The 26,278-nt window shown below is 60.3% G+C and carries 27 protein-coding genes and 1 riboswitch; of the genes, 20 read left to right on the forward strand and 7 right to left on the reverse strand.

Annotated elements, in window-relative coordinates; translation table 11 throughout:
- Positions 1–217: 217 nt before the first annotated feature.
- Positions 218–2,602, reverse strand: coding sequence for an RND family transporter (locus CKW14_RS16465; protein ID WP_095050102.1), 2,385 nt, complete (start codon positions 2,600–2,602; stop codon positions 218–220).
- Entirely contained in the window at positions 2,599–3,642 is a 1,044-nt protein-coding gene (locus tag CKW14_RS16470; RefSeq protein ID WP_095050101.1) for a YCF48-related protein, read from the reverse strand. The genes CKW14_RS16465 and CKW14_RS16470 overlap by 4 nt, the downstream gene beginning before the upstream one ends.
- Before the next feature lie 440 nt (positions 3,643–4,082).
- Here CKW14_RS16470 and CKW14_RS16475 point away from each other — a divergent pair, with 440 nt between their 5' ends.
- The 7 genes from CKW14_RS16475 to CKW14_RS16505 all read left to right on the forward strand — a co-directional run bounded on the left by CKW14_RS16475 (position 4,083) and on the right by CKW14_RS16505 (position 9,411).
- The gene (locus CKW14_RS16475; RefSeq protein WP_007917992.1) at positions 4,083–4,673 is read left to right on the forward strand and encodes an amino acid synthesis family protein; all 591 of its coding nucleotides are present in this window, start codon (positions 4,083–4,085) and stop codon (positions 4,671–4,673) included.
- A 31-nt stretch (positions 4,674–4,704) separates the two neighbouring features.
- Complete coding sequence (locus CKW14_RS16480) at positions 4,705–5,538, forward strand: alpha/beta fold hydrolase (protein ID WP_095050100.1); 834 nt, start codon at positions 4,705–4,707, stop codon at positions 5,536–5,538.
- Positions 5,535–7,016 carry an aldehyde dehydrogenase gene (locus CKW14_RS16485; RefSeq protein ID WP_095125669.1) on the forward strand — a complete coding sequence of 494 codons (1,482 nt, stop codon included), beginning with the start codon at positions 5,535–5,537 and terminating at the stop codon, positions 7,014–7,016. The genes CKW14_RS16480 and CKW14_RS16485 overlap by 4 nt, the downstream gene beginning before the upstream one ends.
- Positions 7,017–7,028: 12 nt before the next feature.
- The gene (locus CKW14_RS16490; protein ID WP_095125670.1) at positions 7,029–7,514 is read left to right on the forward strand and encodes a flavin reductase family protein; all 486 of its coding nucleotides are present in this window, start codon (positions 7,029–7,031) and stop codon (positions 7,512–7,514) included.
- 131 nt (positions 7,515–7,645) lie between these two features.
- Positions 7,646–8,035 carry a carboxymuconolactone decarboxylase family protein gene (locus CKW14_RS16495; protein WP_095125671.1) on the forward strand — a complete coding sequence of 130 codons (390 nt, stop codon included), beginning with the start codon at positions 7,646–7,648 and terminating at the stop codon, positions 8,033–8,035.
- Positions 8,036–8,093: 58 nt separating this feature from the next.
- Entirely contained in the window at positions 8,094–8,846 is a 753-nt protein-coding gene (locus tag CKW14_RS16500; RefSeq protein ID WP_095050097.1) for a GntR family transcriptional regulator, read from the forward strand.
- Position 8,847: 1 nt separating this feature from the next.
- Positions 8,848–9,411 carry an NUDIX hydrolase gene (locus CKW14_RS16505; RefSeq protein WP_095050096.1) on the forward strand — a complete coding sequence of 188 codons (564 nt, stop codon included), beginning with the start codon at positions 8,848–8,850 and terminating at the stop codon, positions 9,409–9,411.
- A gap of 161 nt (positions 9,412–9,572) precedes the next feature.
- Here CKW14_RS16505 and CKW14_RS16510 read toward each other — a convergent pair whose 3' ends face one another.
- Positions 9,573–9,869 (reverse strand): DUF1330 domain-containing protein, encoded by a 297-nt coding sequence (locus CKW14_RS16510; protein WP_095050095.1) that lies wholly within the window; start codon positions 9,867–9,869, stop codon positions 9,573–9,575.
- A 68-nt stretch (positions 9,870–9,937) separates the two neighbouring features.
- Here CKW14_RS16510 and ribBA point away from each other — a divergent pair, with 68 nt between their 5' ends.
- The 5 genes from ribBA (at position 9,938) to CKW14_RS16535 (ending at position 15,452) form a co-directional block, all read left to right on the forward strand.
- Positions 9,938–11,047 (forward strand): bifunctional 3,4-dihydroxy-2-butanone-4-phosphate synthase/GTP cyclohydrolase II, encoded by a 1,110-nt coding sequence (gene ribBA, locus CKW14_RS16515; RefSeq protein WP_095125672.1) that lies wholly within the window; start codon positions 9,938–9,940, stop codon positions 11,045–11,047.
- A 447-nt stretch (positions 11,048–11,494) separates the two neighbouring features.
- Positions 11,495–12,520 carry an ABC transporter substrate-binding protein gene (locus tag CKW14_RS16520; RefSeq protein WP_007918009.1) on the forward strand — a complete coding sequence of 342 codons (1,026 nt, stop codon included), beginning with the start codon at positions 11,495–11,497 and terminating at the stop codon, positions 12,518–12,520.
- Positions 12,517–13,464 carry an ABC transporter permease gene (locus CKW14_RS16525; RefSeq protein ID WP_166674938.1) on the forward strand — a complete coding sequence of 316 codons (948 nt, stop codon included), beginning with the start codon at positions 12,517–12,519 and terminating at the stop codon, positions 13,462–13,464. The genes CKW14_RS16520 and CKW14_RS16525 overlap by 4 nt, the downstream gene beginning before the upstream one ends.
- Positions 13,465–13,470: 6 nt before the next feature.
- The gene (locus tag CKW14_RS16530) at positions 13,471–14,280 is read left to right on the forward strand and encodes an ABC transporter permease (protein ID WP_095125674.1); all 810 of its coding nucleotides are present in this window, start codon (positions 13,471–13,473) and stop codon (positions 14,278–14,280) included.
- Positions 14,281–14,297: 17 nt separating this feature from the next.
- Complete coding sequence (locus CKW14_RS16535; protein WP_095125675.1) at positions 14,298–15,452, forward strand: ABC transporter ATP-binding protein; 1,155 nt, start codon at positions 14,298–14,300, stop codon at positions 15,450–15,452.
- Positions 15,453–15,768: 316 nt separating this feature from the next.
- On the opposite strand, the gene map is transcribed toward CKW14_RS16535, so the two are convergent.
- The 3 genes from map to CKW14_RS16550 all read right to left on the reverse strand — a co-directional run bounded on the left by map (position 15,769) and on the right by CKW14_RS16550 (position 17,706).
- On the reverse strand, positions 15,769–16,560 hold the full coding sequence (map, locus tag CKW14_RS16540) for a type I methionyl aminopeptidase (RefSeq protein WP_093437755.1): 792 nt from the start codon (positions 16,558–16,560) through the stop codon (positions 15,769–15,771).
- Positions 16,557–16,784 (reverse strand): ParD-like family protein, encoded by a 228-nt coding sequence (locus CKW14_RS16545; RefSeq protein ID WP_007918027.1) that lies wholly within the window; start codon positions 16,782–16,784, stop codon positions 16,557–16,559. Before CKW14_RS16545 ends, map begins: the two co-directional genes overlap by 4 nt.
- Before the next feature lie 64 nt (positions 16,785–16,848).
- Positions 16,849–17,706 carry a LysR substrate-binding domain-containing protein gene (locus tag CKW14_RS16550; protein ID WP_095050090.1) on the reverse strand — a complete coding sequence of 286 codons (858 nt, stop codon included), beginning with the start codon at positions 17,704–17,706 and terminating at the stop codon, positions 16,849–16,851.
- Positions 17,707–17,815: 109 nt separating this feature from the next.
- Here CKW14_RS16550 and phnD point away from each other — a divergent pair, with 109 nt between their 5' ends.
- From phnD to phnX, 7 genes are all read left to right on the forward strand, one after another.
- On the forward strand, positions 17,816–18,682 hold the full coding sequence (phnD, locus tag CKW14_RS16555; protein ID WP_095050089.1) for a phosphonate ABC transporter substrate-binding protein: 867 nt from the start codon (positions 17,816–17,818) through the stop codon (positions 18,680–18,682).
- Complete coding sequence (gene phnC / locus CKW14_RS16560) at positions 18,679–19,470, forward strand: phosphonate ABC transporter ATP-binding protein (RefSeq protein WP_095050088.1); 792 nt, start codon at positions 18,679–18,681, stop codon at positions 19,468–19,470. Before phnD ends, phnC begins: the two co-directional genes overlap by 4 nt.
- 2 nt (positions 19,471–19,472) lie before the next feature.
- A complete protein-coding gene (gene phnE / locus CKW14_RS16565) occupies positions 19,473–20,291 on the forward strand; it encodes a phosphonate ABC transporter, permease protein PhnE (RefSeq protein WP_095125676.1) in 819 nt (272 codons plus the stop codon).
- A 110-nt stretch (positions 20,292–20,401) separates the two neighbouring features.
- Positions 20,402–21,493, forward strand: a complete 1,092-nt coding sequence (gene psrA / locus CKW14_RS16570; protein WP_095050086.1) for an iron-containing alcohol dehydrogenase PsrA — start codon at positions 20,402–20,404, stop codon at positions 21,491–21,493.
- Between the two features lie 129 nt (positions 21,494–21,622).
- Positions 21,623–22,918 (forward strand): MFS transporter, encoded by a 1,296-nt coding sequence (locus tag CKW14_RS16575; RefSeq protein WP_095125677.1) that lies wholly within the window; start codon positions 21,623–21,625, stop codon positions 22,916–22,918.
- A 10-nt stretch (positions 22,919–22,928) separates the two neighbouring features.
- Positions 22,929–23,798, forward strand: coding sequence for a LysR substrate-binding domain-containing protein (locus CKW14_RS16580; protein WP_095050084.1), 870 nt, complete (start codon positions 22,929–22,931; stop codon positions 23,796–23,798).
- 74 nt (positions 23,799–23,872) lie between these two features.
- Positions 23,873–24,700 (forward strand): phosphonoacetaldehyde hydrolase, encoded by an 828-nt coding sequence (phnX, locus tag CKW14_RS16585; RefSeq protein WP_095050083.1) that lies wholly within the window; start codon positions 23,873–23,875, stop codon positions 24,698–24,700.
- A gap of 69 nt (positions 24,701–24,769) precedes the next feature.
- On the opposite strand, the gene CKW14_RS29570 is transcribed toward phnX, so the two are convergent.
- Entirely contained in the window at positions 24,770–25,039 is a 270-nt protein-coding gene (locus CKW14_RS29570) for a hypothetical protein (RefSeq protein ID WP_141231800.1), read from the reverse strand.
- 8 nt (positions 25,040–25,047) lie between these two features.
- On the opposite strand from CKW14_RS29570, the gene CKW14_RS16590 reads away from it, so the two are divergent.
- The gene (locus tag CKW14_RS16590; RefSeq protein WP_095050081.1) at positions 25,048–25,983 is read left to right on the forward strand and encodes a Ppx/GppA family phosphatase; all 936 of its coding nucleotides are present in this window, start codon (positions 25,048–25,050) and stop codon (positions 25,981–25,983) included.
- Between the two features lie 42 nt (positions 25,984–26,025).
- A riboswitch (cobalamin riboswitch) is annotated at positions 26,026–26,220 on the forward strand.
- Positions 26,221–26,278: the final 58 nt, after the last annotated feature.

Raw genomic sequence — 26,278 nt, forward strand, 5'->3', positions numbered from 1 at the left:
GATTTGCGTTAAATCCATAATCAACTCGGTATCTCAGGTCGAATGATTTGCGTTAAATCCATAATCAACTCGGTGTTTCAGGTCGATGTATCAAGCCGCACACCTCGGTCAGTCCCCTCTCCCTCCGGGAGAGGGTTAGGGTGAGGGGGCTCTTGATCTTAAAACACAAAAAAGCCGCAACCCTAAGGTTGCGGCTTTGTCGTTTCAGCCTTTCAGATCAATGCGCAAACAGCGAATTGCCCTTCTGCCCCGCCAGTTTCTCAGGCTTGATCAGGAACTTCGCCAGTGCCGGCAGCAGCCACAGTGCACCGAACATGTTCCACAGCAGCATGAAGGTCAGCATCAGGCCCATGTCAGCCTGGAACTTGATCGCCGAGAAGATCCAGGTGCACACACCGATCGCCAGGCACAGACCGGTGAACAGCACGGCTTTACCGGTGGATTTCAGCGTCTGGTAATAGGCTTCCTGCAACGGCAGCCCCGCGCGCAGGAAACTCTCCAGACGGCTATAGATGTAGATGCCGTAGTCGACACCGATCCCCACACCCAGCGCCACCACCGGCAAGGTCGCGACTTTCACGCCGATGCCCATGAACGCCATCAGCGCGTTGCCGAGTACCGAGGTCAGCACCAGCGGCAGGACGATGCACAGCGTCGCCGCCCACGAACGGAAGGTGATCATGCACATCACTGCCACGCAGATGTACACCAGAATCAGGATGGTCAGCTCAGCCTGCTTGATGACTTCGTTGGTGGCCGCTTCGATGCCGGCGTTACCGGCGGCGAGGATGAATTCCAGACCGTCCTTGTTGTTGTCCTTGGCGAATTCCTGCACCGCGTGCACCGCACGATCGAGGGTTTCAGCCTTGTGATCGTTGAGGAACACCAGCACTGGCGCCAGCGAGCAACTGTTGTTGTACAGACCGTCGGCGCGGGCAATCGAGTTGTTCAGCACGTCCGGGTTGCGCGACAGGGTTTCCCATTTCAGGTTGCCCTCGTTCATGCCCTTGATCATCTGCTTGGACACGGTCACCAGCGAGATCGCCGACTGCACGCCCTCGGTGTTCTGCATCTTCCACATCAGCTCATCGATCGGCGCCATGGCCTCATAACGCGAGCAACCTTCAGCCTTGGTCTTGACCATCACTACCAGCACGTCGGAACTGGTCGAGTAGTTGTTGATGATGAAGTTGTTGTCCTTGTTGTAGCGCGAGTCCGGACGCAGTTCCGGCGCGCCCTGGTCGAGGTCGCCGATTTTCAGGTTCTGGCTGTACCAGAGGCCGCCGCCGAAGGCGATCAGCGCCAGCACCACCGAAATACGTGCGACTTTCGGGTTGGCGAAGTTCGACAGCAGGCGCCAGAACGGGTGTTCGCGGTTCGCGTCTTTCTTGCTCTTGGCAATCGCGCGCTTGCTGATACCGACATAGGAAATGGCGACCGGCAGCAGGATCAGGTTGGTGAACACGATCACCGCCACGCCGATCGACGCGCCGATGGCCAGTTCACGGATCACGCCGATGTCGATGATCAGCAGGGTGATGAAGCCCACCGCATCCGCAAGAATCGCGATCATCCCCGGCAGGAACAGTTGGCGGAAGGTGCGCCGCGCAGCGGTCAATGCGTTGTCGGCCTCGCTGGATTGCAGGGCGATACCGTTGATCTTCTGCACGCCGTGGGAAATACCGATGGCGAAGATCAGGAACGGCACCAGCATCGAATACGGATCAAGTCCGAAGCCGAAGAAGTGCATCAAGCCGAGCTGCCAGACCACCGCCACCAGCGTCGTACTCAACACCGCAATGGTGCTGCGCACGCAGTTGGTGAACCACAACAGAAGAATCAGGGTGATGACGAAAGCGATACCGAAGAACAACACCACCATCACCAGACCGTCGATCAGGTCGCCGACCTTCTTGGCGAATCCGACGATGTGGATTTTGACGTTGGGATTCTGCGCTTCGAACTTGTTGCGGATCTTGTCTTCGAGTTCATGGGAGAACTTGCGGTAGTCCAGCGCGAGCAACTTGCCCTGGTCTTCCGGGTCCGGGTAGGACTCCAGCAGCGGGATGTCAACGATGCTCGACTTGAAGTCGTTGGCCACCAGACGCCCGACCTGACCTGACTTGAGTACGTTGTTGCGCAGCAGATCGAGACTGTCTTGCGAGCCGTTGTAGCTCTGCGGGATCACTTCACCGCCGGCGAAACCCTCTTCGGTCACTTCGGTCCAGCGTACGCTCGGGCTCCATAGCGACTTCAGGCCAGAACGGTCGACGCCGGAGATGTAGAACACCTCGTCGTTGATCTGGCGCAGAGTCTCCATGTACTCCTTGGAGAAGATGTCGCCGTCCTTGGCTTCCACCGAAATGCGCACAGTGTTGCCCAGGTTCGCCAGATCGTTGCGGTGCTCCATCATCTTCTCGATGAACGGATGCTTGAGCGGGATCATTTTTTCGAAACTGGTCGACGGCCGGATCAGCGTGGCCTGCCAGAACAGGAAAATACTCACCACCAGGCAGATAAGGATCACTGCCGGACGGTTGTTGAAGATCAGGCGCTCAAGAAACGTCGCCTTGTCCTGCTGAGGAGTGATCAAGGAAGTCATAGCCCCGCCTTCTTATTATTGATCTCGGCACCGTTTGGCAGCGTGGTGTGAACGCCACCCTGCCCGCTCAGAATCAGGTTGCCGTCGCCGGCAGCGGTGACCGACGACAGGGAAATACGATCCGGACGGTTGAACACGCTGAAGGTCTCGCCGTTGTCGCTGCTGCTGATCACCGAACCGCCGTTGCCAACGATCACGATCGAGCCATCTTCAAGCAGGGTCGCGCCGGACAGGCCGAATTCCAGCGATCCGCGCGCAGCTTTCAGCTCGACCTGCTCCCAGGTGCTACCGAAATCGGTGGAGCGGTAGAGGTTGCCGCGCAAGCCGTACGCCAGCAGGGTCTGCGGTTGCGCCGTGCCGATCACGCCGAACAGCGAACCTTCGTACGGGCCTTCGAGTTTTTCCCAGGTCTGGCCGTCATCGGCGGAGCGGAACATGCTGCCCGACTCGCCGACGATAAACAGCCCCGCGTCCTTCACCGCTGCGATGGCGTTGAGGTGGAATTGATCTTCGTTGTCGAGGCGGTCACTGACGTCTTCCCAGTTTTTACCGCCGTCGGTGGTTTCCATCAACGCGCCGTACGCGCCCACGGCGAGGCCGCTGTTGACGTCCTTGAACCAGACGTCGAGCAGCGGCGATTCACGTTTGAGGTCTTCGAATTGCTTGGCCCAGGTCAGACCGCCGTCTGCGCTGGCGAGGATTTGCGCGTCATGGCCGACCGCCCAGCCGTGTTTGTCGTCGACAAAATACACAGCCGTCAGCAGTTGCCGGCTCGGCACCTTGGCTTGCTTCCAGGTTTTGCCCTGGTCATCGGAATAGAGAATGTGTCCGCGATCGCCGACCGCGACCAGGCGTGCGCCAGCGTGGACGACATCGAGAATCAGGCTTTTCGCGGCTTTAGTAGATTCGGTGGCATAGACCACGTCAGCCGGGGCCTCGGCGGCAATCACCGGTGCCGATAACGTGGCAAAGCCCAGCAGCGAGAGTGCTGTGGCCAGCAACGCGGTGTTGCGTAACGCCGGCGGGCGGCAACGACTCATAGACCTTCCCCTCTTTATTATTGTTAGGCCATCTGGCCTTCAAGGGCGCCGCAAGTGTGCTCCGCTGATGGCTGGTCAGAAGCATAGTCCTGAAACCCGCAATCCAGAGCCACTTCGGAAGCTGGCTCATCCTATCGGGCTTTCGAAACGTCTGACAATCGGCGCCACGTTATCTTTTGTTAACCGCATTGCCGACGGATTCCCCCCTGTAGGAGTGAGCCTGCTCGCGATAGCGGTGTATCAGTTAGCAATTGCTCAGATGACACACCGCTATCGCGAGCAGGCTCACTCCTACAGGGAGTTGTGGGGGCTTTGGGATTTGAATACATGACCATTCGCCGGGGTGATGCGGCAAAAGTTACCGGAGGGACTTGCACGATCGGTATTATGGTATACCATCAGACGCACAGACACTCTTAATCCCCCCAACGGAGCAGCTCATGAGTTTCGAAATTCGCAAGATCGTCAGCTATGTCGAAGAAACTTTTATCGAAGGCGGCAAAGCCACTGACAAACCCGTGACCATGGTTGGCCTCGCCGTGGTGATGAAAAACCCATGGGTGGGCAACGGTTTCGTTGAAGACCTCAAACCGCAGATCCGTGCCAACTGCTCCGACCTCGGCGCGCTGATGGTTGAACGTCTGGTCGGCATCATCGGCGGTGCGGAAAAAATCGAGGCCTACGGCAAAGCCGCTGTGGTCGGCGCTGATGGCGAGATCGAACACGCCTCCGCCGTGATCCACACCCTGCGCTTTGGCAATCACTACCGCGAAGCGGTCAACGCCAAGAGCTACCTGAGCTTTACCAACAAGCGCGGCGGCCCGGGCACTTCGATCCAGATCCCGATGATGCACAAGGACGACGAAGGTCAGCGTTCGCACTACATCACCCTGGAAATGCAGATCGAAGACGCACCGCGCGCCGACGAAATCGTCGTCGTGCTGGGTTGCGCCGACGGTGGTCGCCTGCACCCGCGCATCGGTAACCGCTACATCGATCTGGAAGAACTGGCCGCCGAAAAAGCCCAGTAATCACAATAAAAAGGCATTGCAGGAGCGCTCCATGATTCGGCTCACCGCTGAACTCACCCCGGCTGGCACCAGTTACCTGGCGACCGGCCAAGGCCAGCCCGTGGTTTTGATCCACGGCGTGGGCCTGAACAAAGAAATGTGGGGCGGGCAGATCGTCGGTCTGTCCAGCCAATACCGGGTGATCGCCTACGACATGCTCGGCCATGGCGCCAGTCCGCGACCCGCCAATGGCACCGCCCTGCTCGGTTACGCCGATCAGTTGCTGGAGCTGCTCGATCACCTCAATCTGCCGCAGGCAGCGGTGATCGGTTTCTCCATGGGCGGTCTGGTCGCGCGGGCCTTTGCCCTGCATTACCCGGAGCGCCTGCAAAGCCTGGTGGTCTTGAACAGCGTGTTCAACCGCAGCGAAGAACAGCGTGCCGGCGTCATCGCCCGTACCGCGCAAGCCGCCGAACATGGCCCGGACGCCAATGCCGAAGCGGCGTTGTCGCGCTGGTTCAGCCGCGAGTATCAAGCGGCCAACCCGGCGCAGATCGCTGCGATCCGCCAGACCCTGGCCGGTAATGATCCGCAGGGTTACCTGACCACTTATGAATTGTTCGCTACCCAAGACATGTACCGCGCCGACGACCTGGGCAGCATTCAGGCGCCGACGCTGATTGCCACTGGCGAACTCGATCCGGGTTCGACCCCGGAAATGGCCGAGCAACTGGCCCGACGCATCCCCGGTGCGAAGGTTGCCGTGCTGCCTGAGCAACGGCATATGATGCCGGTAGAGTCGCCGCGCTTGGTCAACCAGACGCTGCTGGAATTTCTCGAATTCGCACACTCCCGACAAAACCATATAAAGGGGATCGTTGCATGACACTCGCACGCTTCCAGATGTGCATCGGCGGAGAATGGGTCGACGCCCTCTCCGGCAAGACCTTCGAAAGCCTCAACCCGGCCACGGCGCAAGCCTGGGCGGAGTTGCCCGACGCTGATGAGGCGGACGTCGAACGCGCCGTGCAATCGGCACAGACCGCTTTCGACAGCCCGGCATGGCGCGGCCTGACTGCCACCGCACGCGGCAAATTGCTGCGCCGTCTCGGCGACTTGATCGCCGAAAATAAAGAACAACTGGCGCAACTGGAAAGCCGCGACAACGGCAAACTGATCCGCGAAACCCGTGGCCAGGTCAGCTATCTGCCGGAGTTTTTCCACTACACCGCCGGCCTGGCCGACAAGCTCGAAGGCGGCACGCTGCCGCTGGATAAGCCCGACCTGTTCGCCTACACCGTGCACGAAGCAATGGGCGTGGTCGCCGCGATCATTCCGTGGAACAGCCCGCTGTACCTGACCGCAATCAAACTCGCCCCGGCCCTCGCCGCTGGCAACACGATTGTGATCAAGCCTTCCGAGCACGCGTCCGCAACCATTCTTGAACTGGCGCGACTGGCCCTCGAAGCCGGCATTCCGCCGGGCGTGGTCAACGTCGTCACCGGTTACGGCCCGAGCACTGGCGCCGCCCTCACCCGCCATCCGCTGATCCGCAAGATTGCCTTCACCGGCGGCGCGGCGACAGCGCGGCATGTGGTGCGCAGCAGCGCCGAGAACTTCGCCAAGCTGTCGCTGGAACTGGGCGGCAAGTCGCCGAACATCATCTTCGCCGACGCCGATCTGGACAGCGCGATCAACGGCGCGATCGCCGGGATCTACGCGGCCTCCGGGCAGAGCTGCGTGTCGGGTTCGCGGCTGTTGGTGCAGGACGAGATCTACGACGAATTCGTCAGCCGACTGGTCGAACGCGCCCAGCGCATTCGCATCGGCAACCCGCAGGAAGACCACAGTGAAATGGGCCCGATGGCCACCGCGCAGCAACTGGCGGTGGTCGAAGGTCTGGTCGCCGACGCCATCGCTGAAGGCGCGCGTTTGCGCACTGGCGGCAAGCGTCCGACCGATCTCGGCGAAGGCTGGTACTACGAGCCGACGCTGTTCGAATGCGACCGCAATTCGATGAAGATCATGCAGGAAGAAGTCTTCGGCCCGGTGGCGTCGGTGATCCGCTTTAAAGATGAAGCCGAAGCACTGGCGATCGCCAACGACTCGCAGTTCGGCCTCGCCGCCGGCATCTGGACCCGCGATCTCGGTCGTGCCCATCGTCTGGCGCGCGATGTGCGCTCTGGAATTATCTGGGTCAACACCTACCGCGCGGTGTCAGCGATGGCGCCGATCGGCGGCTTCAAGAACAGTGGCTATGGACGCGAAAGCGGCATCGATTCGGTGCTGGCCTACACCGAACTGAAAACGGTGTGGATCAACCTTTCCCAGGCGCCAATGCCTGATCCGTTTGTGATGCGCTAGGAGTCCTGCGAAATGATCGAACCCGGCATTTACAAAGACGTCATGAGCTCGTTCCCGTCCGGCGTCACGGTGGTCACCACCCTCGACCCGGATGGCGGCATCGTCGGCATCACCGCCAGCGCCTTCAGTGCGCTGTCGATTGACCCGGCACTGGTGCTGTTCTGCCCCAACTATGCTTCCGACACCTACCCGGTGCTGCGTGACAGCAAGAAATTCGCGATCCATTTGCTGTCGGCTGACCAGACGGCTGAGGCCTATGCGTTCGCCAGTAAAGGCAAGGACAAGGCCAAGGACATCGCGTGGCATTTGAGCGAACTCGGCAACCCGATTCTGGCCAAAGCGACGGCGATCATCGAGTGCGAGTTGTGGCGTGAGTACGATGGTGGCGACCACGCGATCATTGTTGGCGCGGTGAAGAACCTGATCCTGCCGGCGCAACCGGTGACGCCGATGATCTACCACAAAGGCAAGCTCGGCCCGTTGCCGACCCTGGCCTGAAGCGACAATGCAAAACCCTGTGGGAGCTGGCTTGCCAGCGATGAGGGCTTAACATTCAACATTGATGTTGGCTGATAGTCCGCTATCGCTGGCAAGCCAGCTCCCACAGGGACTGAGGTGAGGCAAAGAATATGAATAACGAAAAGTACGAAAAAGGTCTGAAGATCCGCACTCAGGTGCTCGGCGAAGCCTACGTTCAGCGTTCAATCGACAACGCCGACGACTTCACCCGCCCTTTGCAGGAAATGGTCACCGAATACTGCTGGGGCCATGTCTGGGGGCGTGAGGGTTTGTCGCTCAAGGAGCGCAGCATGATCAACCTGGCGATGATCTCGGCGCTCAACCGTCCGCATGAACTCAAGCTGCATGTGCGCGGCGCCTTGCGTAACGGCCTGAGTCGTGAGCAAATACGCGAAATTCTGCTTCAGGTCGGCATTTATTGCGGCGTTCCGGCAGCCGTGGACAGTTTCCGGCTGGCCCGTGAAGCCTTTGCCGAAGCCGACGCCGAGGCCTCCAGTTAACCCCTCGGCTGTTTAGATGCCCGTCTGGCATGGACAGCCAACCGAATGAGCGGACCCCATGAAACGCCAGCCACTCGACGACAGCTTCAAGGTCAATCGCAACCCCGTTACCCTGCGCGAAATCGTGCTGGATAAACTGCGTAGCGCGATCATGAATTTCCAGCTCATGCCCGGCGATCGTCTGGTCGAGCGCGATCTGTGCGATCGCCTCGGTGTAAGCCGTACGTCGGTGCGTGAAGCCTTGCGTCACCTGGAATCCGAAGGTCTGGTCGAGTTCGCCGATGCCAAAGGCCCGCGCGTGGCGATCATCACCCTCACCGATGCGGTCGATATCTACGAGTTGCGCTGCGTACTTGAAGGACTGATCGTGCAGTTGTTCACCCTGCGCGCCAAAGCCAAGGACATCAAAGCCCTGGAAAAAGCCCTCGACGACAACCGCAAGGCGTTGAAGGACGGCGAGTTGCAGCAGGTGATCGACTCGGTGCAGGGTTTCTACGACGTGCTGCTCGAAGGTTCGGGTAACCATGTGGCGGCGACTCAACTGCGCCAGTTGCAGGCGCGCATCAGCTACCTGCGCGCGACCTCGGTGTCCCAGGAAAACCGTCGCGGCGCGAGTAACCACGAAATGGAAAAAATGGTCGAGGCGATCAAGAGCGGCGATCCGCTGGCGGCGCATCAGGCCTGCGTCGATCACGTTCGCGCCGCTGCTGCGGTGGCGCTCGATTACCTTAAGCGCAAACAGGAAGAGACCGGCGCCACGCCGAACATCACCCTGCCCATCGCGCTGAAAGAACCCCGTATAGGTCACTGATATGTTCAGCCCGAGCTATTGCCCGAAATGCGGTGGCCCTGACCTCGGTCAGCAGGTGCCGCCGGGCGATACGCACGAGCGCCTGATGTGCCGCGGCTGCGGCTACATTCACTACGTCAATCCGAAGATCATTGCTGGCTGCATCATTGAGCAGGACGGCAAATACCTCTTGTGCCAACGCGCGATCCCACCGCGCCCGGGCACCTGGACGCTGCCCGCCGGGTTCATGGAAAGCGGCGAGACCACCGAGCAAGCGGCCATCCGCGAGGTCTGGGAAGAAAGCGGTGTGCGCGCGGAAATCGTCTCGCCGTACTCGATTTTCAGCGTGCCGAAGATCAGCGAGGTGTACATCATCTTCCGTGCGATCGCACTGGAGATCACCGGGCAGTATGGGCCGGAAACCCTCGATTACAAGTTCTTCGCGCCTGAAGACATTCCGTGGGAGCAGATCTATTACCCGGCGATCCGGCAGATTCTCGAGCGCTATATCGAAGAACGCCAGGCTGGGGTGTATGGGATCTACATGGGCAATGACGATAGCGGCAAGATCCACTTTATCCGCTGATCACCACCTATACCCCTGTGGGAGCGAGCCTGCTCGCGAATGCGGTCGTTCTGATCGTTCCCACGCTCCGCGTGGGAATGCCTCTTCGGACGCTCCGCGTTCGGCTTTGAAAGGGGGCTGCGTTCCCACGCGGAGCGTGGGAACGATCAATACCCTAGGCTTCAGAGTGGGGCGATGCCTTCGACGATGATGATTTCCGCCTTCGCCCATTCCTCGCGATAACTTTTCGCTTCCTGATACGCCGCCGAGTGGTAGCACGCCACGGCTTTTTCGTAGCTTTCGAATTCGATCACCACGCTGCGCTGTGGCGTCTCGCGTCCTTCCATCGCTTCGCTGCGCCCGCCCCTCGCCAGAAATTTCGCACCAAACTCAGCAAACGCCACCGGCGCGCGCTGGGTGTATTGGCTGTAATGATCGGCATCGGCTATATCCACATGAGCAATCCAGTACGCCTTCATAGTGACCTCATTGTTGATTTTGTATTATGGTATACCAATATATTTCCAACGAACCCTGAGAGTCCAGCATGGCCTTCAACAGCATCGAAGAAATCATCGAAGATTATCGTCTCGGCAAAATGGTCCTGCTGGTCGATGACGAAGATCGCGAGAACGAGGGCGACCTGCTGCTGGCCGCCGACCGTTGCACGCCCGAGGCGATCAGCTTCATGGCCCGTGAAGCGCGCGGGCTGATCTGCCTGACCCTGACTGACGAACATTGCCAGCGTTTGGGCCTGGAGCAAATGGTCCCGGCCAATGGCAGCGTGTTCAGCACCGCGTTTACCGTATCGATTGAAGCAGTGGTGGGCGTGACCACCGGCATCTCCGCAGCAGATCGCGCTTGCACCGTGGCCGCCGCCGTCGCGCCGAATGCCCGCGCTGAAGACCTGGTGCAGCCGGGCCATATCTTTCCGTTGCGCGCCAAGGAAGGTGGCGTGCTGACCCGCGCCGGCCACACCGAGGCCGGTTGCGACCTGGCACGTCTGGCCGGTTTTACGCCGGCCTCGGTGATCGTCGAGGTGATGAACGACGACGGCACCATGGCCCGTCGCCCGGATCTGGAAGTGTTTGCGCGCAAGCACGGGATCAAGATCGGTACCATCGCCGACCTGATCCACTATCGCCTGAGCACCGAACACACCATTGAACGCATCGGCGAACGGGAGCTGCCGACGGTGCATGGCACGTTTCGCTTGATCACCTTTGAGGATCGCATCGAGGGCGGCGTGCACATGGCGATGGTCATGGGCGATCTGCGCCGTGAAGAACCGACGCTGGTGCGCGTGCATGTGATCGATCCACTGCGTGATCTGGTCGGTGCCGAGTACAGCGGGCCAACGAACTGGACGCTGTGGGCGGCGTTGCAACGGGTGGCGGCTGAGGGGCACGGGGTTGTGGTGGTGTTGGCCAATCATGAGTCGTCGCAGGCGCTGCTGGAGCGGGTGCCGCAATTGACTCAGCCGCCACGGCAGTTCAGCCGCTCGCAATCGCGGATTTATTCGGAGGTCGGGACTGGGGCGCAGATTTTGCAGAATCTTGGGGTTGGCAAGCTGCGTCACCTGGGCCCTCCTCTGAAATACGCCGGGTTGACCGGGTATGACCTGGAAGTGGTCGAGAGTATTCCGTTCACTGAATGAAGCTGCCCTCACCCCAGCCCTCCCGAAACGTCGGACCGCCCGTAGGGAGAGGGAGCTGACCGAGGTGTTTAGTCGCTATACGCCGACTTGAGATACCGAGTCGAACTCAGGTTTTGAACAGCACAAAGATCGGCTCCCTTTCCAATGCCGAGTCGAGCGCGGTTTTGAACGACATGAAGATCTGCTCCCTTTCCCCCTCTCCCATTGGGAGAGGGCTGGGCGGGCGGCGTTCCGATGAGGGGCTGGATCTAAAATTTCTACACAGCTCTCAAGTGAAAAAACCATCAGCCTCCAGATAACCGGTAAGGCAAAGTGCTTGCACAAAGCTTGGAATACCATAATATGATATTCCATAGACCGGACATTCCAACGAAGGTCCATCTACTGCTCCCGACAGGCGGGCAACAACGCAAGCCCGCTCAAAAACACAACAATGAGGGCGTAAAAATGGTGTTGAACAAAGCTGCAACCGCGATCTTTTTCGCGGGACTGCTCAGCGTCACCGGTCAGGCTGCAATGGCTGCCGAGAGCGTGAACTTCGTCAGCTGGGGCGGAAGCACCCAGGATGCGCAGAAACAGGCCTGGGCCGATCCGTTCAGCAAGGCCAGCGGCATCACCGTCGTGCAGGACGGCCCGACCGACTACGGCAAACTCAAAGCCATGGTCGAGAGCGGCAACGTGCAGTGGGACGTGGTCGATGTCGAAGCCGACTTCGCCCTGCGCGCCGCCGCTGAAGGCCTGCTCGAACCTCTCGATTTCAAAGTCATTCAGCGCGACAAGATCGACCCGCGTTTCGTCAGCGATCACGGTGTCGGCTCGTTCTTCTTCTCCTTCGTCCTCGGCTACAACGAGGGCAAACTCGGCGCCAACAAGCCGCAGGACTGGAGCGCCCTGTTCGACACCAAAACCTACCCCGGCAAACGCGCCCTGTACAAATGGCCAAGCCCCGGCGTGCTCGAACTGGCGCTGCTGGCCGACGGCGTAGCGGCCGACAAGCTCTACCCGCTGGATCTGGATCGCGCCTTCAAAAAACTCGACACCATCAAGAAAGACATCGTCTGGTGGGGCGGCGGCGCGCAGTCGCAGCAACTGCTGGCCTCCGGTGAAGCGAGCATGGGCCAGTTCTGGAACGGTCGCATTCACGCCCTGCAAGAAGACGGCGCGCCGGTCGGCGTGAGCTGGAAACAGAACCTGGTCATGGCCGACATTCTGGTCATTCCAAAGGGCTCGAAAAACAAGGACGCGGCGATGAAGTTTCTCGCTGCTGCCAGCAGCGCCAAAGGCCAAGCCGACTTCTCCAACCTGACCGCCTACGCCCCCGTCAACCTCGACAGTGTGGAGCGTCTGGATTCGACGCTGGCTCCCAACCTGCCGACTGCCTACGCTAAGGATCAGATCACTCTTGATTTCGCGTACTGGGCCAAAAACGGCCAGGCCATCGCGACACGGTGGAACGAATGGCTGGTCAAATGAAAATGGCGGCCACCGCGTCCCGTCCCTCCACTGCCACCGGGAGCGCGACCAGCGCTGCCGGCTCGGCCCACGGAACACAGGCGGTTGCGATGCAGCAAGCCCCGTCCCTCAGACAACGCTGGCGCGGCGCCGGCAACCTCGCCCCAGCGCTGCTGTTCATCGGCCTGTTTTTCCTCGCGCCGTTGATTGGTCTGCTGTTGCGCGGCGTGCTTGAACCGACGCCAGGCCTTGGCAACTATGAACAACTGTTCGCCAACTCGGCTTACGCCCGAGTGCTGCTCAACACCTTTTCGGTGGCTGGGCTGGTAACGCTGTTCAGCCTGCTGCTGGGCTTTCCACTGGCCTGGGCGATCACGCTGGTGCCGCGCGGCTGGGGACGCTGGATTCTCAACATCGTGCTGCTGTCGATGTGGACCAGCCTGCTCGCCCGCACCTATTCGTGGCTGGTGCTGCTACAAGCGTCGGGCGTGATCAACAAGGCTCTGATGGCGATGGGCATCATTGATCAGCCGCTGGAAATGGTGCACAACCTCACCGGCGTAGTGATCGGCATGAGCTACATCATGATCCCGTTCATCGTGCTGCCGTTGCAGGCAACCATGCAGGCCATCGACCCGATGATTCTGCAGGCCGGTTCAATTTGCGGCGCCAGTCCGTGGACCAACTTCTTCCGGGTGTTCCTGCCGCTGTGCCGGCCGGGTCTGGCCTCCGGTGGCTTGATGGTGTTCGTCATGTCGCTCGGTTACTACGTGACCCCGGCGCTGCTCGGCGGCGCGCAGAACATGATGCTGCCGGAGTTCATCATTCAGCAGGTGCAATCGTTCCTCAACTGGGGCCTGGCCAGTGCCGGCGCTGCGTTGCTGATCGCGATCACTTTGGTGCTGTTCTACTTCTACCTGAAGCTTCAGCCGGAATCCCCGGTTGGCGCCAGTAACGCGAGGTAAGCCGACATGCTCCTGACCCCCAATGCGATGAGCCGGCGCATGCGCTTCGGCCTCTACGCCACCACCGGGCTGATCGGTCTGTTCCTGCTGTTGCCGATCGTCTTCATCGTGCTGCTGTCGTTCGGTTCCTCGCAATGGCTGGTGTTTCCGCCACCGGGCTGGACGCTGAAATGGTACGGCCAGTTCTTCTCCAACCCCGACTGGATGAACGCCGCAGTGGCCAGCCTCAAGGTCGCCGTGCTGACCACGATCTGCGCCGTAGCCCTCGGTTTGCCGACCGCGTTTGCGCTGGTGCGCGGGCGTTTTCCCGGTCGGGAAATGCTCTACGGTCTGTTCACCCTGCCGATGATCGTGCCACTGGTGATCATCGCCGTGGCGGTGTACGCACTGTTCCTCAAGCTCGGTTACACCGGGACGATGTTCGCGTTCGTCGTCAGCCATGTGATCGTCGCGCTGCCGTTTACCATCATCTCGATCATCAACTCGCTGAAACTGTTCGATCAGTCGATTGAAGACGCGGCGGTGATTTGCGGTGCTTCACGCCTGCAAGCGGTGTTCAAAGTGACATTCCCGGCGATTCGTCCGGGCATGGTCGCCGGCGCCCTCTTCGCCTTCCTCGTGTCGTGGGACGAAGTGGTGCTCAGCGTGATGATGGCCAGCCCGACCCTGCAAACCCTTCCCGTAAAAATGTGGACCACCCTGCGCCAGGACCTGACGCCAGTGATCGCCGTCGCTTCGACGCTGCTGATCGGCTTGTCTGTTTTGGTCATGGTCATCGCCGCCGCGCTGCGCCGGCGCAACGAAATCAGCGCCTGAGCGCCCAGGAGTACGACATGAGTGCCGTGATCAAAGACGCTTCCCAGCAGAATGACAAACCCCTGGTCAGCCTGCGCAATCTGAACAAGCACTACGGCGACTTTGCTGCCGTCGACAACATCTCGCTGGACATCAAGGACGGTGAATTCCTCACCTTCCTCGGCTCCAGCGGCTCGGGCAAAAGCACCACGCTGTCGATGCTCGCCGGGTTTGAAACGCCGAGCAGTGGCGAGATCCTCGTCAACGGTCAGTCGCTGGTGAATGTGCCGCCGCACAAGCGTGACATCGGTATGGTGTTCCAGCGTTATTCGCTGTTCCCGCATCTGTCGGTGCGCGACAACATCGCGTTTCCTTTGGCGATCCGCAAACTGGCCGCCGCCGAGCGCGACAAGCGTGTCGATGCAATGCTGAAACTGGTGCAGTTGGAACAGTTCGCGCATCGCCGCCCTTCGCAACTGTCTGGCGGCCAGCAGCAACGTGTCGCCATTGCCCGGGCGCTAGTTTACGAACCACGCATCCTGCTGATGGATGAACCGCTCGGTGCGCTGGATAAAAAGCTGCGTGAAGATCTGCAGGATGAACTGCGCCAACTGCATCGTCGCCTGGGCATTACCATTATTTACGTGACCCACGACCAGGAAGAAGCCATGCGTTTGTCGCAGCGCATTGCGATTTTCAGTCATGGCAAGATTGTTGGATTGGGCAGCGGTTATGACCTTTATCAGAATCCGCCGAATGCGTTTGTGGCGTCGTTCCTCGGCAATTCGAACTTCCTCAAGCTTAAGGCGCAGGGCAATGCAGCGGCTTCGTTTGAAGGACAGTCATTGTCGATTCGACTGACCGCTGGGTTGTACACCGATCAGGATGTTTTGCTGATGGTGCGGCCGGAAAAGGCACTGGCGTTGAGCGTGGCGCAGGCGATTAGCGAGCCGTTGCCTTCGGGTTGGAATGAGGTTTCAGCGAAGGTTGTGGAAGTGCTGTTTCTCGGTGAGAGCCAGACCTGCAGCGTGGTCACCTCGGGCGGGACTTCGATGACGGTGAAAGCACTGTCAGCCGCCGGCATGCCGCTCAAGGCTGGCGACCCGGTGCAAGTGCGCTGGGCCACTGCCGATGCGTGCGTCTACACCGAATGGACCGAAAGCGATCTGAACAAGGCTGCCGGCGCTCACTGATAGCGTGTTGTCTGTGGGATCTACCCCCTCACCCCAGCCCTCTCCCCCAAGGGGGGCGAGGGGGAAAGGGAGCCGATCTTCGTGTTGTTCAAAACCCGAGTTCGACTCGGTATCCCACGTCGGCGTACCTCGAAAGAATAACCCGGTCAGTCCCCTCTCCCTCCGGGAGAGGGCTAGGGTGAGGGAACCAGTCGCCATGCTGTTCAAATCCGAGTTCGACTCGGTATCACACGTCGGCGTACCTCGAAAGAACACCTCGGTCAGTCCCCTCTCCCTCTGGGAGAGGGCTAGGGTGAGGGAAACAGTCGACGCGGTATCAGACAATAGCGCGGTAGCCTTCAATCTCATCCGGCCACGCCGTGAGGATTTCGAAGCCCGTCTCCGTCACCGCAACCATATGTTCCCACTGCGCCGACAACGAGCCGTCCTTGGTCAGCACGGTCCAGCCATCCGGCATATTCTTCACATGACGCTTGCCGGCATTGAGCATCGGCTCCACGGTAAAAATCATCCCGGCCTTGAGCTTCATGCCCTGATTCGGAAAGCCGTAATGCAGGATCTGCGGCTCATCGTGATAGACCTTGCCGATCCCGTGCCCGCAGTACTCGCGCACCACGCTGAAGCCTTCTTTCTCCGCCAAGCTCTGGATCGCGTGGCCGATGTCGCCCAGCGTCGCGCCCGGTTTCACCACACGAATACCCGCGCACATCGCCTCGTAAGTGGTCTTGATCAGGTGCTGCGCTTCAGGCGTCGCCTCACCGACCACGTACATGCGACTGGTGTCGCCGAACCAACCGTCCTTGATCACCGCGATGTCGAGGTTGACGATGTCACCATCCTTCAACGGCGTGCCCGACGGAATGCCGTGGCAGACCACGTCATTAACCGACGCGCATACGGTCTTCGGAAAGCCGTGATAACCGACGTTGGCCGGCACGGCTTTCTGTACGTTGACGATGTAGTCGTTGCACAGTTGATCGAGCTGATCAGTGGTGACGCCCGCCTTCACATGCGGCACCAGCATGGCCAGCACTTCAGCGGCGAGTTTGCCGGCAGCACGCGATTGCGCGATGTCGGCCGGGGTGTTGATCTTGATCTGGTTTCTCATGCGCTGACGGCTTCCTGAGTCAGTTGTTGCAGATCCAGCCCGCCGTTCTGTTCGGCACGGATCAGCAAGCGGCAAATGGCGCTGTGGTCGAGGTTGGGGTGCAGCTCGGCGAGCATGCCGATGCGCATCCAGTGCTCGGCCTGCGCGTTGATCGAGCGGCTGAGGGCGTTGCTGGAGATACGCAGGTTCTCGTGCATGTCCTCTGAAATCTTTACGATGCCCATATATGGATCCGATACGATGTGTATATGGATCGTATATTAGCCAAGCCTCACGCGAAATTGCAAATCAACCCAGCGCCGCGTCGAAAAACGATGAGATGAGCCGACTGGAACGCCGCTCCGCCAAGCAGTACAAATAAGTCTCGGTAAACAGTTCTTCGCCCTCGATTCTGATCGTGCGGATGTTCGGGTCGGCAATGAACTCCGCTTCTGACACCACCCCCAACCCCAGCCCACGCACCACCGCCTCACGCAACGCCTCACGGCTGCCGATTTCCATGGCGATGCGCGGTTTGACCTGCGCCGCATTCAGCGCCTGTTCCAGCACCAGTCGTGTGGTCGAGCCTGGCTCGCGTTGCAGCAGCCGCTGCCCTTCCAGTTCCTCCAACCGCACGCTGCCACGATTGGCCAGCGGATGTTCATGGTGCGCGAACAAAATGATCGCGTGCCGCGCATAACGCACCGAACACAACGCCGGATCATCCTGACGCCCCGCCAGCACGGCGATGTCGGTCACATAGTTTTCCAGATCCGACAGCACCTGTGCCGAGTTACCCACGCGGATCGACACGTCGATGTTCGGGTGTTGTTGCAGGTAGCTGTCGACCATCTCGATCACATGAAACGGCCCCACCGCACCAACCTTGAGCTGGCCGCTGTCGAGCCGTCCAGAGTCGCGCAGCAGGTTGTGCGCTTCCAGTTCCAGCAAGGCAATCCGTTGCGCGATCGGCAGCAACTGCCGCCCGACATCGGAAAGCTCGATCCGCCGCCCGCGCCGATGGAACAGCTCAACATTGTGCTGGCGTTCCAAGGCTTGTACTTGCGTGGTCAGTGTTGGTTGGCTGAGCCCTGTCGCCCGCGCACCGGCACTGAAACTGCCGTGACGGGCAACGGCGAGAAAGGCCCGCAATTTCGCGCTTGACATCCATAGACTCCATCAATAGTTAGCTGCTGTTTCCCATATTGAATTGATTGAATGACTGTCACGTGACAGACCTAGCCTGTGGCAACTCCCAACCACACCGTGGAATGCCATGAAAACAATCAAACAGTTTCTGCGTGTCGCCAGCCTCACCGTCATTGCCCTCGGCGCCAGCCAGGTCTGGGCCAAGGACAAATTGACCATTGGCTTGATCCCCTCTGAAGATTCCCAGGCGATGATCGAATCGAGCAAACAGGTGCTCGACGATCTGCAAGCCAAAATCGGCATGCCGGTGGTGCCGTTCGTGGCCACCGATTACAACGGCATCATCGAAGCGCTGCGTTCGGGCAAGCTCGATGTCGCCTACCTCGGGCCGTTCTCCTACGTGCTGGCGACCTCGGTGGCGGATGTCGAGGCGTTCTCGGTGGCGGTGACCAAGAAGACCGGGCAGAGCGCGTACAAAAGCGTGATTCTGGCGCGCAAGGACAGCGGTATTCATTCACTGGCAGACCTCAAGGGCCATACGTTCGCGTTCGTCGACCCAAGTTCCGCGTCCGGCCATCTGTTCCCGAAAGCAGGCCTTGAGCAGGCCGGTTTTGCTCCGGACAGCCTGTTCAAACGGGTGATTTTCTCCGGTTCCCACGACGCCAGCATCCTTGCGGTGGAGAACAAGAAAGTCGACGCGGCGGCCGTGGCTGACCGCATCTTCGCCAGCGCCGTGGCCAAAGGTGTGGTGAAGCAGGATGACTTCGAAATAGTCTGGAGTTCCAAGCCGATTCCTGAGTCGCCGATGGTCTGGCGCAAGGCGCTCGATCCGGAACTGAAGAAGAAAGTCGCCGATGCACTGGCCTCGATCAAGGATGTGCCGTGGGGCGATCAGGGCCTGCTCAACGGCTTCCAGCCCACCACCGACGCGTCGTATGACGTGGTGCGCGAAACCGCCAAGGTGCTCGATCTCGATTTGCGGAGCATGAAATGATCAGCATCCGCCAACTGACCAAACACTACGGCAGCAACCCGGTGCTGCGTGGCATCAACCTGGAGGTCGCGGCCGGCGAATTCGTCGTGGTGCTCGGTCAGTCCGGCGCTGGTAAATCGACCTTGCTGCGTTGTATCAATCGCTTGGCGCAGGCCGACAGCGGCACGCTGAACGTGGCCGGCATCGACGCCCTCGCCTGCCCTGACACCAGCGTTCTGCGCCGTGAAGTGGCGATGATTTTTCAGCACCACAACGTCGTGCCGCGCCTGAGTGTGCTGAAGAACGTGCTGACCGGTCGCCTCGGTTCCGTCGGTACCCTCGCCTCGATTCTGCAACTGTTCCGCCGTGACGATGTGGCGCTTGCCATGCAATGTCTGGAGCGCGTCGAACTGGCGCATAAGGCTGGCGAGCGCACCGATTCGTTGTCTGGCGGACAAAAACAGCGCGTCGGCATCGCCCGCGCCTTGGCGCAACGGCCGCAGGTGATTCTGGCCGATGAACCGATTGCCAGTCTCGACCCGAAAACCGCTCGCCTGGTGTTGCAGTACTTGCGCGATGCCACCCGCGAACTGGGCATCACTGTGCTGTGCAATCTGCATCAGGTCGAATACGCCCGTGAGTTTGGCGACCGCGTGGTCGGCTTGGCCAATGGCAGCCTGGTGTTCGATGGCAAAGCCTCGAGCATGACCGACGCCGATCTGGCGCGAATCTATCCGGGGCAATCGGCGCAATCCCCTGCTGACGTGCCCACGCCCACCCTGTCCTACTGCACTGCATCGAGGGCCTGAGCATGCAATCGCAAAACTATCAGTGGGTCGGCGACCGGCCCCGTGGCCCGCGCAGTTGGCTGACCACCGGCGCCGTCGTCCTGATCGTGCTGTGGACGCTGAAATGGAGCGCACAAGGCGCGCAGCTCAGCCTCGGTGAACTGGCGGCGGGGTTGCCACAGATCGGTGATTTCCTTTCGCGCACCTTCCCACCGGATCTGAGCATTCTTCCGCGTCTGCTCGCGCCAGCGGTGGAAACCTTGCAGATCGCCATTTGGGGCACCCTGCTCGGCGTGTTGCTGGCGATTCCACTGTCGTTTCTCGCGGCACGCAATTTGAGCCGCAACCGCTGGGTATTTCACGCCACGCGTCAGGCACTGAATTTCACCCGCAGCATCAATGAACTGATCCTCGCGCTGATCTTCGTCTCGGCGGTTGGACTCGGCCCGTTCCCCGGCGTATTGGCGCTGGCGTTGCATGGCCTGGGCATGCTTGGCAAGTTCTTCGCCGAGAGCATCGAAGAGATCGACCAAGGCCCGATTGAAGCGCTGCAAGCGACCGGTGCGCGACCACTGCAGGTGATCGTGTTTGGTGTGCTGCCGCAGGTCATCACCGCATGGATTGCGGTGATTCTGTACCGCTTCGAAGTCAACCTGCGCTCGGCCACGGTGCTGGGCATGGTCGGTGCTGGTGGCTTGGGTTTCGAACTGGTGAGCAGTCTCAAATTGTTCAAATACCAGGAAACTGCGACCTGCATCATCGTCATCACCTTCATGGTGATCGTCGCCGATGCCGTTTCCGGCCGGTTGCGTGCCGCCATCCAGAGCGGTTCGGCGCACTAGCGTAAAGCTGTTATCGGCTGAGCCGATTCAAACCTGCGAATTATCGATTTGAGCCGTTGTCGACGGGCGCTGAGTATGGCGCCACACGACAACAACAAGAAGGATTCACCATGACTGCCCGCTACCAGAACCCCGTCGATACCCGTTTCGGCTGGGGCAGCCTGCAAGACCTCGCCGCCCTCACCGAACAGCAGACCGTGGCCCTCGTTACCTTTCCCGAAGCGCGTGGCCTGGGGCTGGTCGATCGCCTGCAAGCCTTGCTCGGTGCGCGTCTGGTTTATGTGTTCGAAGACGTTCAGCCCAACCCCGACGTCGCCCATCTGCGCAGCACTTACGAGCACTTCTGGCAACACGCCGGTGACTGTGACGTGGTCCTCGCCGTGGGTGGCGGCAGCGCCATCGATACCGCCAAGGCATTGATCGTCGGCACCGAATCCGGCCGTTTCGATGAACTGTTGAGCCTGCTGTCGAGCGGCAAGCCCTTCACGCCAGCCCGGTGCAAACAACTGATCGCCGCACCGACCACCGCCGGCACCGGCAGCGAAGTCACCCCGTGGGCGACGATCTGGGACAGCGCCAGCCAAAAGAAATATTCGCTGCACCTGGACTGCACCTGGCCAAGGGTGGCGATCATCGACCCGCAACTGATGCTCACCGTACCGGCCGGCGTCACCGTTTCCACCGGGCTCGATGCCCTGTCCCATGCGCTGGAAGCGATCTGGAACGTCAACGCCAACCCGGTCTCAGACACCTTTGCCATTTCCGCGATTGAAGACATTCTCGAATGCCTGCCGCGTTTGCACAAAGATCTGTCGAGCCAAGAGTTGCGCACGCGCATGGCCCTCGCCGCACTCAAGGCCGGGCTGGCATTTTCCAACACCAAAACCGCGCTGGCGCATTCGATTTCCTATGAGATGACGTTGCGCCACGGTTTGCCCCACGGCATCGCCTGCTCCTTCACCTTACCGCTGGTTTTGGGTTTGGCCTGGGGCCACGACGCCACGCGCGACCGTACCTTGCAACGGGTATTCGGCGCGGACCTGGGCAAAGCCCAACAGCAACTGCGCGAGTTCCTGCACAGCCTCGGGGTGAAGACCGAGTTTGCCGATTACGGCGTCTCGGCCAAGGACGCCGAAGCCATCATCCAGCTCGCGATGCAGGGTGCGCGCGGCAAGAACTTCATCGGTTCACAAGCCGCCTGACGCCTGATAACACCCGAGTCACCCAAGCACCGCCAGCGGCATGCAGCCGCGGTGATTTCCTGCCGCACCGAAAAAGAGTGCACCCGCCGACGACACCCGGCGGGAACCGACAACAATAAGGAAAAGATCATGAATCGTGCCGAAACAATGCCTGGTCTCGCCGTCCGTTCTGCCTCGTTCCGGGTCGCCCAGTGGCGCATGCTGCTGGCGGCGATGTTCTGTTACCTGTTTTTCTACACCGGTCGGCAGACCTTCGGTTTTGCCATTCCGGGGATTCAGGCCGAGTTCGGCTTGAGCAAAGAAACCCTCGGCTGGGCCTCTGCGGCGATGCTCTGGGCCTACGCGATTGGCCAGGCGATCAACGGCAACCTCGCCGACAAATTCGGTGGCCGGCGCATCATGACCCTCGGTGCGGTGCTGTCCTGCGCGGCGAACTGGGCAACCAGTTTTGCCAGTGGTTTCACCAGCCTGATTCTGCCGTGGGGCGTCAACGGTTACTTTCAAGCCTTGGGCTGGGCGCCGGGCGGTCGGCTGATTGCTAATTGGTGGGCAGCAGGTGAGCGCGGCAAGGTCTATGGTTTTTACACCTTCGCCGCCGGCTGCGCGTCGATTCTGTCGTACGTCACCTCTATCGTCGTGCTCGAAGTGCTGCAACTGGAATGGCGCTGGATCTTCCGTTTGCCAGTGCTGCTGATGCTCGCCGGCGGGATCATTTTCTACCTGGTTGCCCGCGAACGCCCGCAGGATCTGGGCTTCGAACCGGTGGGTGATACCGGCGTGGCCAACGCTGACGACAAACATCAGGAAGCGGCACAGGGCGAAGTCGAATCCTCGGCACAACGCTACAAAGCCGTGCTGAAGAACCCTCGCCTGCTCATCGCCGCGCTGTCACTGGGCTTTCAGAACGCGGCGCGCTACGGCTTGATCGTCTGGGTGCCGGTGCACTTTCTCGGCGCTGACTGGAAAAGTGGTGACGGCATGATCGATCCGAAATGGATCACTGTCGCCCTCCCCGTCGGCATGGCGGTCGGTGCACTGAGCAACGGCTGGGTGTCGGACAAACTGTTCGGCTCCAAGCGGTATCTGGCGATCATGCTCTATATGTTCCTCGGCGCCGCGACCAGCCTGTGGATGTGGAGCCTGCCCCCACACAGCGTCATCGGCCTGATCGCCCTGTTCCTTTGCGGCTTCTTCGTCTACGGCCCGGCCTCGAGTTTCTGGGCGCTGTGCCCGGATCTGGTCGGGGCCAAACGCGCCGGTACGGCGACCGGGATCATGAACTTTTCCTCGTACCTGTTCGCCGGATTGGCCGAGCCACTGATCGGGCGTCTGCTTGACACCACGGCAAATACGTCTCTGATCTTCATAGTGGTCACCAGCGCCTGCCTGTGCAGTGCGGCAGTGGCCTTGTTCATTCGACGCTGACGGGGCTTGCATGTACCAGTATCACAAGTGGTTGCGTTCATTTCATGCGGTGGCCAAGACCGGCAGCTTTACCCTTGCTGCCGAGTTTCTCAGCGTCGGTCAGCCGACCGTCAGCGAACAGGTCAACGCTCTGGAGAAGACCTTCTCGGTCGAGCTGTTCCATCGCCGTGGCCGCTACATCGAAATGAGCGCCGCCGGGCACAAGCTCTATGCGATCACTCAGGGCCTGTTCGGTCAGGAGGATGAAGCCGTGCAACTGTTGCAGAGCTTCAAGCAGCGCAAGACCGGCATGCTGCGCCTCGGCGCGGTGTCACCGCCAATTGCGATGAACCTGACCTATGAGCTGATGCAGCGCCACCCGGATATCGAACTGGAAACCTCGTTTTCCTCGGAAAAGGACACCCTGGCGCGGTTATTCAACTTCGATATCGACGTGGCGATTCTGGCCTTGTCGGAATTCGATGAGCGCTTCCACACGCGGCTGTATCACCGTTATCCGATCATCGCCGTGGTCCGCGATGACCATCCGTGGGCAAGTCAGGCGCAGGTTCACATCAGTGAAATCAGCGGCGAAAAATGGGTGATGCGCGAATCCAGTGCGCGCACCCGGCAACTGGTGGAAGAAAGCTGCAAGCGCCTCAATATCGATCTCAATTGCGTCATGCAACTCAACAGCCGCGAAGCCATCGTCCACGCGATCGTCAAGGGCATCGGCATCGGGTTTGTCTCGGCGGTCGAGTACGCCGAAACCCCGGGCACCAAGCCGATCACCTTTGTCGATCACCCGTTTTTCATCGAATACCACCTGTGCTGCCTCGGCATCCGCCGCAACCGACCGGTGATTGCCGAACTGTTTGATGCGAATCCACCGCTGACCTGATCAGCACTGACCCTTGAACCGCCTACCTCATTGCCGAGGGATGGCCCACGCTTACCTGAAAACGGAGATTGACCATGCAGTACCAACAACCGACTCACCTGCAAGCCGCGATCCTCGACTGGGCCGGCACCGTTGTCGATTTCGGCTCGTTTGCGCCAACGCAAATCTTCGTCGAAGCCTTTGCCGAGTTCGGCGTCGCGGTATCGCTTGAAGAAGCGCGCGGGCCGATGGGCATGGGCAAGTGGGATCACATCCGCACGCTGTGCAACTTGCCACAGATTGCTGAACGCTATCGTGCAGCGTTTGATCGCTTGCCGAGTGATGACGATGTAACGGCAATCTACGAACGTTTCATGCCGTTGCAAATCGAGAAAATCGCCCTGCATTCGGCGCTGATTCCGGGCGCACTCGAAGCCATTGCGGCATTGCGCGACAAGGGTTTGAAAATCGGTTCGTGCTCGGGCTACCCGGCGGTGGTGATGGCCAAGGTCGTCGAACTGGCGCGGGAAAATGGCTACGTCGCCGACCATGTCGTCGCCACCGATGAAGTGCCCAATGGCCGGCCGTATCCGGCGCAGGCCTTGGCCAACGTGATTGCCCTGGGCATCGATGACGTGGCCGCCTGCGTCAAGGTCGACGACACCTGGCCGGGGATTCTCGAAGGGCGCGCAGCCGGCATGTGGACGGTGGCATTGACCTGTTCCGGCAACGCACTGGGCCTGACCTATGAGCAATACAAGGCGTTGCCGTCGGATCGACTGGCGGAAGAGCGTGCGCGAATCGGCAAAATGTTCGCCCCTTCGCGCCCGCACTACCTGATCGACACCATCGCCGAGCTGCCCGAAGTGATCGACGACATCAATGCGCGCCTGGCCCGGGGCGAAACTCCGCAGTCCTGCTAATTGATCGTCCGCACCCCGCGCTGATCGTTCCCACGCTCTGCGTGGGAATGCAGCCCGTGACGCTCCGCGTCACTGGACGCAGAGCGTCCCTAGAGGCATTCCCACGCAGAGCGTGGGAACGATCAACAGCCAGATCGCGGGCAAAAAAAAGCTGCCAAAAATGGCAGCAAAAACTTTAAGAACACGCGATGTATTGACCGCAGCATAGACGCCGGATAATGACAGTGTCATGACAGCCGAAAATTCATTCAACCGCCCCGCCCCCGTCATCAGGATGTCATCAAGATCACGGCAGAATCCTCGCAAACCGTCTTGAGCCTCGCGACGGATGCTCTGCAAGGATTCCCATGAAAGACGACGCCTCGCTGTTTGCCGCCATCGACCTGGGTTCGAACGCCTTTCGCCTGATGATCGGCCAGTCGGTGCGCAGCCGCAAAGGCTTGCAGATTCAGGAAGTGAAAACCCTGCGCGAGCCGGTGCGCCTTGCCGAAGGCTTTGACGGTGGTGCGCTGGATGCACTGGCACTGGATCGCGGCTGGCAGGCGTTGGCGCGGTTCGGCAAGAAGCTGCGTGGTTTCGAGGCCGGCCGTGTTCGTGCGGTGGCCACCAGCGCGGTGCGTGAAGCGGACAACGCGCAACTTTTTCTGGCCAGTGCCGAGCGGCATCTGGGCTTTCCCATCGACGTCATTTGCGGCCATGAAGAGGCGCGGCTGGTCTACGCCGGCGTAACTCACGCCTTGCCCAGCGCCGACGACCTGCGCCTGGTAGTCGACATCGGCGGCGGCTCCACCGAGCTGATCCTCGGCCAGGGCTCACAACCCTTGTTAACCGAAAGCATCGCCATCGGCAGCGGCACCTTGAGCACGCGATTCTTTCGCGGCGGCGATGTGTCCGCCGGCGCGCTACAGGAGGCTGAACGCTTCGCCATTCTGCAGTTTGAACATGTCGCCAAGCGCTATCGCGCGCAAGGCTGGCAGCAGACCATCGGTTCGTCCGGCACCGCGCGCATGCTCGCCAAAGTGCTCAAGACCAATCGCCTCAACGACTTCGGTCAGGACGGCATCACCTACGGCGGACTGCTGCGCCTGTCGCTGCTGTTGTTGAAGGTAAACAACGTGCAACAACTCAAGCTTGCCGGTCTGCAACCACACCGCCAGAGCATTCTGCCCGGCGGTCTGGTGTTAATGCTGGCGGCATTCAAAGTATTCGGTATCGCACAAATGCTGCCCTCCGAACCGGGCCTGCGTTTGGGCGTATTGCACGGTTTGATGAGCCAACACTAATCCTCGCCACGGCAGATTCGTCTCCCCTTCAGCGGCTCGATCGACTACCATGCCGCCGTCGGTTCCCGAACGGGACTAATAGGGAATCCGAGGTGCTTGCACAGCACTGATCGGAACTGCCCCCGCAACTGTAGGTGCCGAGCCTGCTCCACGACTGCCACTGGGTGAATCCCGGGAAGGCCGGAGCCAGGCGATGACGCATCAGTCAGGAGACCTGCCGGCACAGTGATTACTAACCGGCGGGGTGTCCGGGAAGGACATCGTGCCGTGCGCGTCTTCGTTGGCTGCCCGGCCT

It is taken from the genome of Pseudomonas sp. Irchel s3a12 (assembly GCF_900187485.1).
GTDB lineage: Bacteria > Pseudomonadota > Gammaproteobacteria > Pseudomonadales > Pseudomonadaceae > Aquipseudomonas > Aquipseudomonas neuropathica.

Bases quoted from the DNA above. Each gene is read 5' to 3' on its own strand.
- CKW14_RS16535 (WP_095125675.1), top strand. From the start codon at position 14,298: ATGAGTGCCGTGATCAAAGACGCTTCCCAGCAGAATGACAAACCCCTG.
- CKW14_RS16590 (WP_095050081.1), top strand. From the start codon at position 25,048: ATGAAAGACGACGCCTCGCTGTTTGCCGCCATCGACCTGGGTTCGAAC.
- map (WP_093437755.1), bottom strand. From the start codon at position 16,560: ATGAGAAACCAGATCAAGATCAACACCCCGGCCGACATCGCGCAATCG.
- CKW14_RS16500 (WP_095050097.1), top strand. From the start codon at position 8,094: ATGAAACGCCAGCCACTCGACGACAGCTTCAAGGTCAATCGCAACCCC.
- CKW14_RS16490 (WP_095125670.1), top strand. From the start codon at position 7,029: ATGATCGAACCCGGCATTTACAAAGACGTCATGAGCTCGTTCCCGTCC.
- CKW14_RS16520 (WP_007918009.1), top strand. From the start codon at position 11,495: ATGGTGTTGAACAAAGCTGCAACCGCGATCTTTTTCGCGGGACTGCTC.
- CKW14_RS16480 (WP_095050100.1), top strand. From the start codon at position 4,705: ATGATTCGGCTCACCGCTGAACTCACCCCGGCTGGCACCAGTTACCTG.
- CKW14_RS16545 (WP_007918027.1), bottom strand. From the start codon at position 16,784: ATGGGCATCGTAAAGATTTCAGAGGACATGCACGAGAACCTGCGTATC.
- CKW14_RS16505 (WP_095050096.1), top strand. From the start codon at position 8,848: ATGTTCAGCCCGAGCTATTGCCCGAAATGCGGTGGCCCTGACCTCGGT.
- phnE (WP_095125676.1), top strand. From the start codon at position 19,473: ATGCAATCGCAAAACTATCAGTGGGTCGGCGACCGGCCCCGTGGCCCG.
- CKW14_RS16510 (WP_095050095.1), bottom strand. From the start codon at position 9,869: ATGAAGGCGTACTGGATTGCTCATGTGGATATAGCCGATGCCGATCAT.
- CKW14_RS16575 (WP_095125677.1), top strand. From the start codon at position 21,623: ATGAATCGTGCCGAAACAATGCCTGGTCTCGCCGTCCGTTCTGCCTCG.
- CKW14_RS16525 (WP_166674938.1), top strand. From the start codon at position 12,517: ATGAAAATGGCGGCCACCGCGTCCCGTCCCTCCACTGCCACCGGGAGC.
- phnX (WP_095050083.1), top strand. From the start codon at position 23,873: ATGCAGTACCAACAACCGACTCACCTGCAAGCCGCGATCCTCGACTGG.
- CKW14_RS16495 (WP_095125671.1), top strand. From the start codon at position 7,646: ATGAATAACGAAAAGTACGAAAAAGGTCTGAAGATCCGCACTCAGGTG.
- CKW14_RS16550 (WP_095050090.1), bottom strand. From the start codon at position 17,706: ATGTCAAGCGCGAAATTGCGGGCCTTTCTCGCCGTTGCCCGTCACGGC.
- CKW14_RS16465 (WP_095050102.1), bottom strand. From the start codon at position 2,602: ATGACTTCCTTGATCACTCCTCAGCAGGACAAGGCGACGTTTCTTGAG.
- phnC (WP_095050088.1), top strand. From the start codon at position 18,679: ATGATCAGCATCCGCCAACTGACCAAACACTACGGCAGCAACCCGGTG.
- psrA (WP_095050086.1), top strand. From the start codon at position 20,402: ATGACTGCCCGCTACCAGAACCCCGTCGATACCCGTTTCGGCTGGGGC.
- phnD (WP_095050089.1), top strand. From the start codon at position 17,816: ATGAAAACAATCAAACAGTTTCTGCGTGTCGCCAGCCTCACCGTCATT.
- CKW14_RS16580 (WP_095050084.1), top strand. From the start codon at position 22,929: ATGTACCAGTATCACAAGTGGTTGCGTTCATTTCATGCGGTGGCCAAG.
- CKW14_RS16470 (WP_095050101.1), bottom strand. From the start codon at position 3,642: ATGAGTCGTTGCCGCCCGCCGGCGTTACGCAACACCGCGTTGCTGGCC.
- ribBA (WP_095125672.1), top strand. From the start codon at position 9,938: ATGGCCTTCAACAGCATCGAAGAAATCATCGAAGATTATCGTCTCGGC.
- CKW14_RS16475 (WP_007917992.1), top strand. From the start codon at position 4,083: ATGAGTTTCGAAATTCGCAAGATCGTCAGCTATGTCGAAGAAACTTTT.
- CKW14_RS16530 (WP_095125674.1), top strand. From the start codon at position 13,471: ATGCTCCTGACCCCCAATGCGATGAGCCGGCGCATGCGCTTCGGCCTC.
- CKW14_RS16485 (WP_095125669.1), top strand. From the start codon at position 5,535: ATGACACTCGCACGCTTCCAGATGTGCATCGGCGGAGAATGGGTCGAC.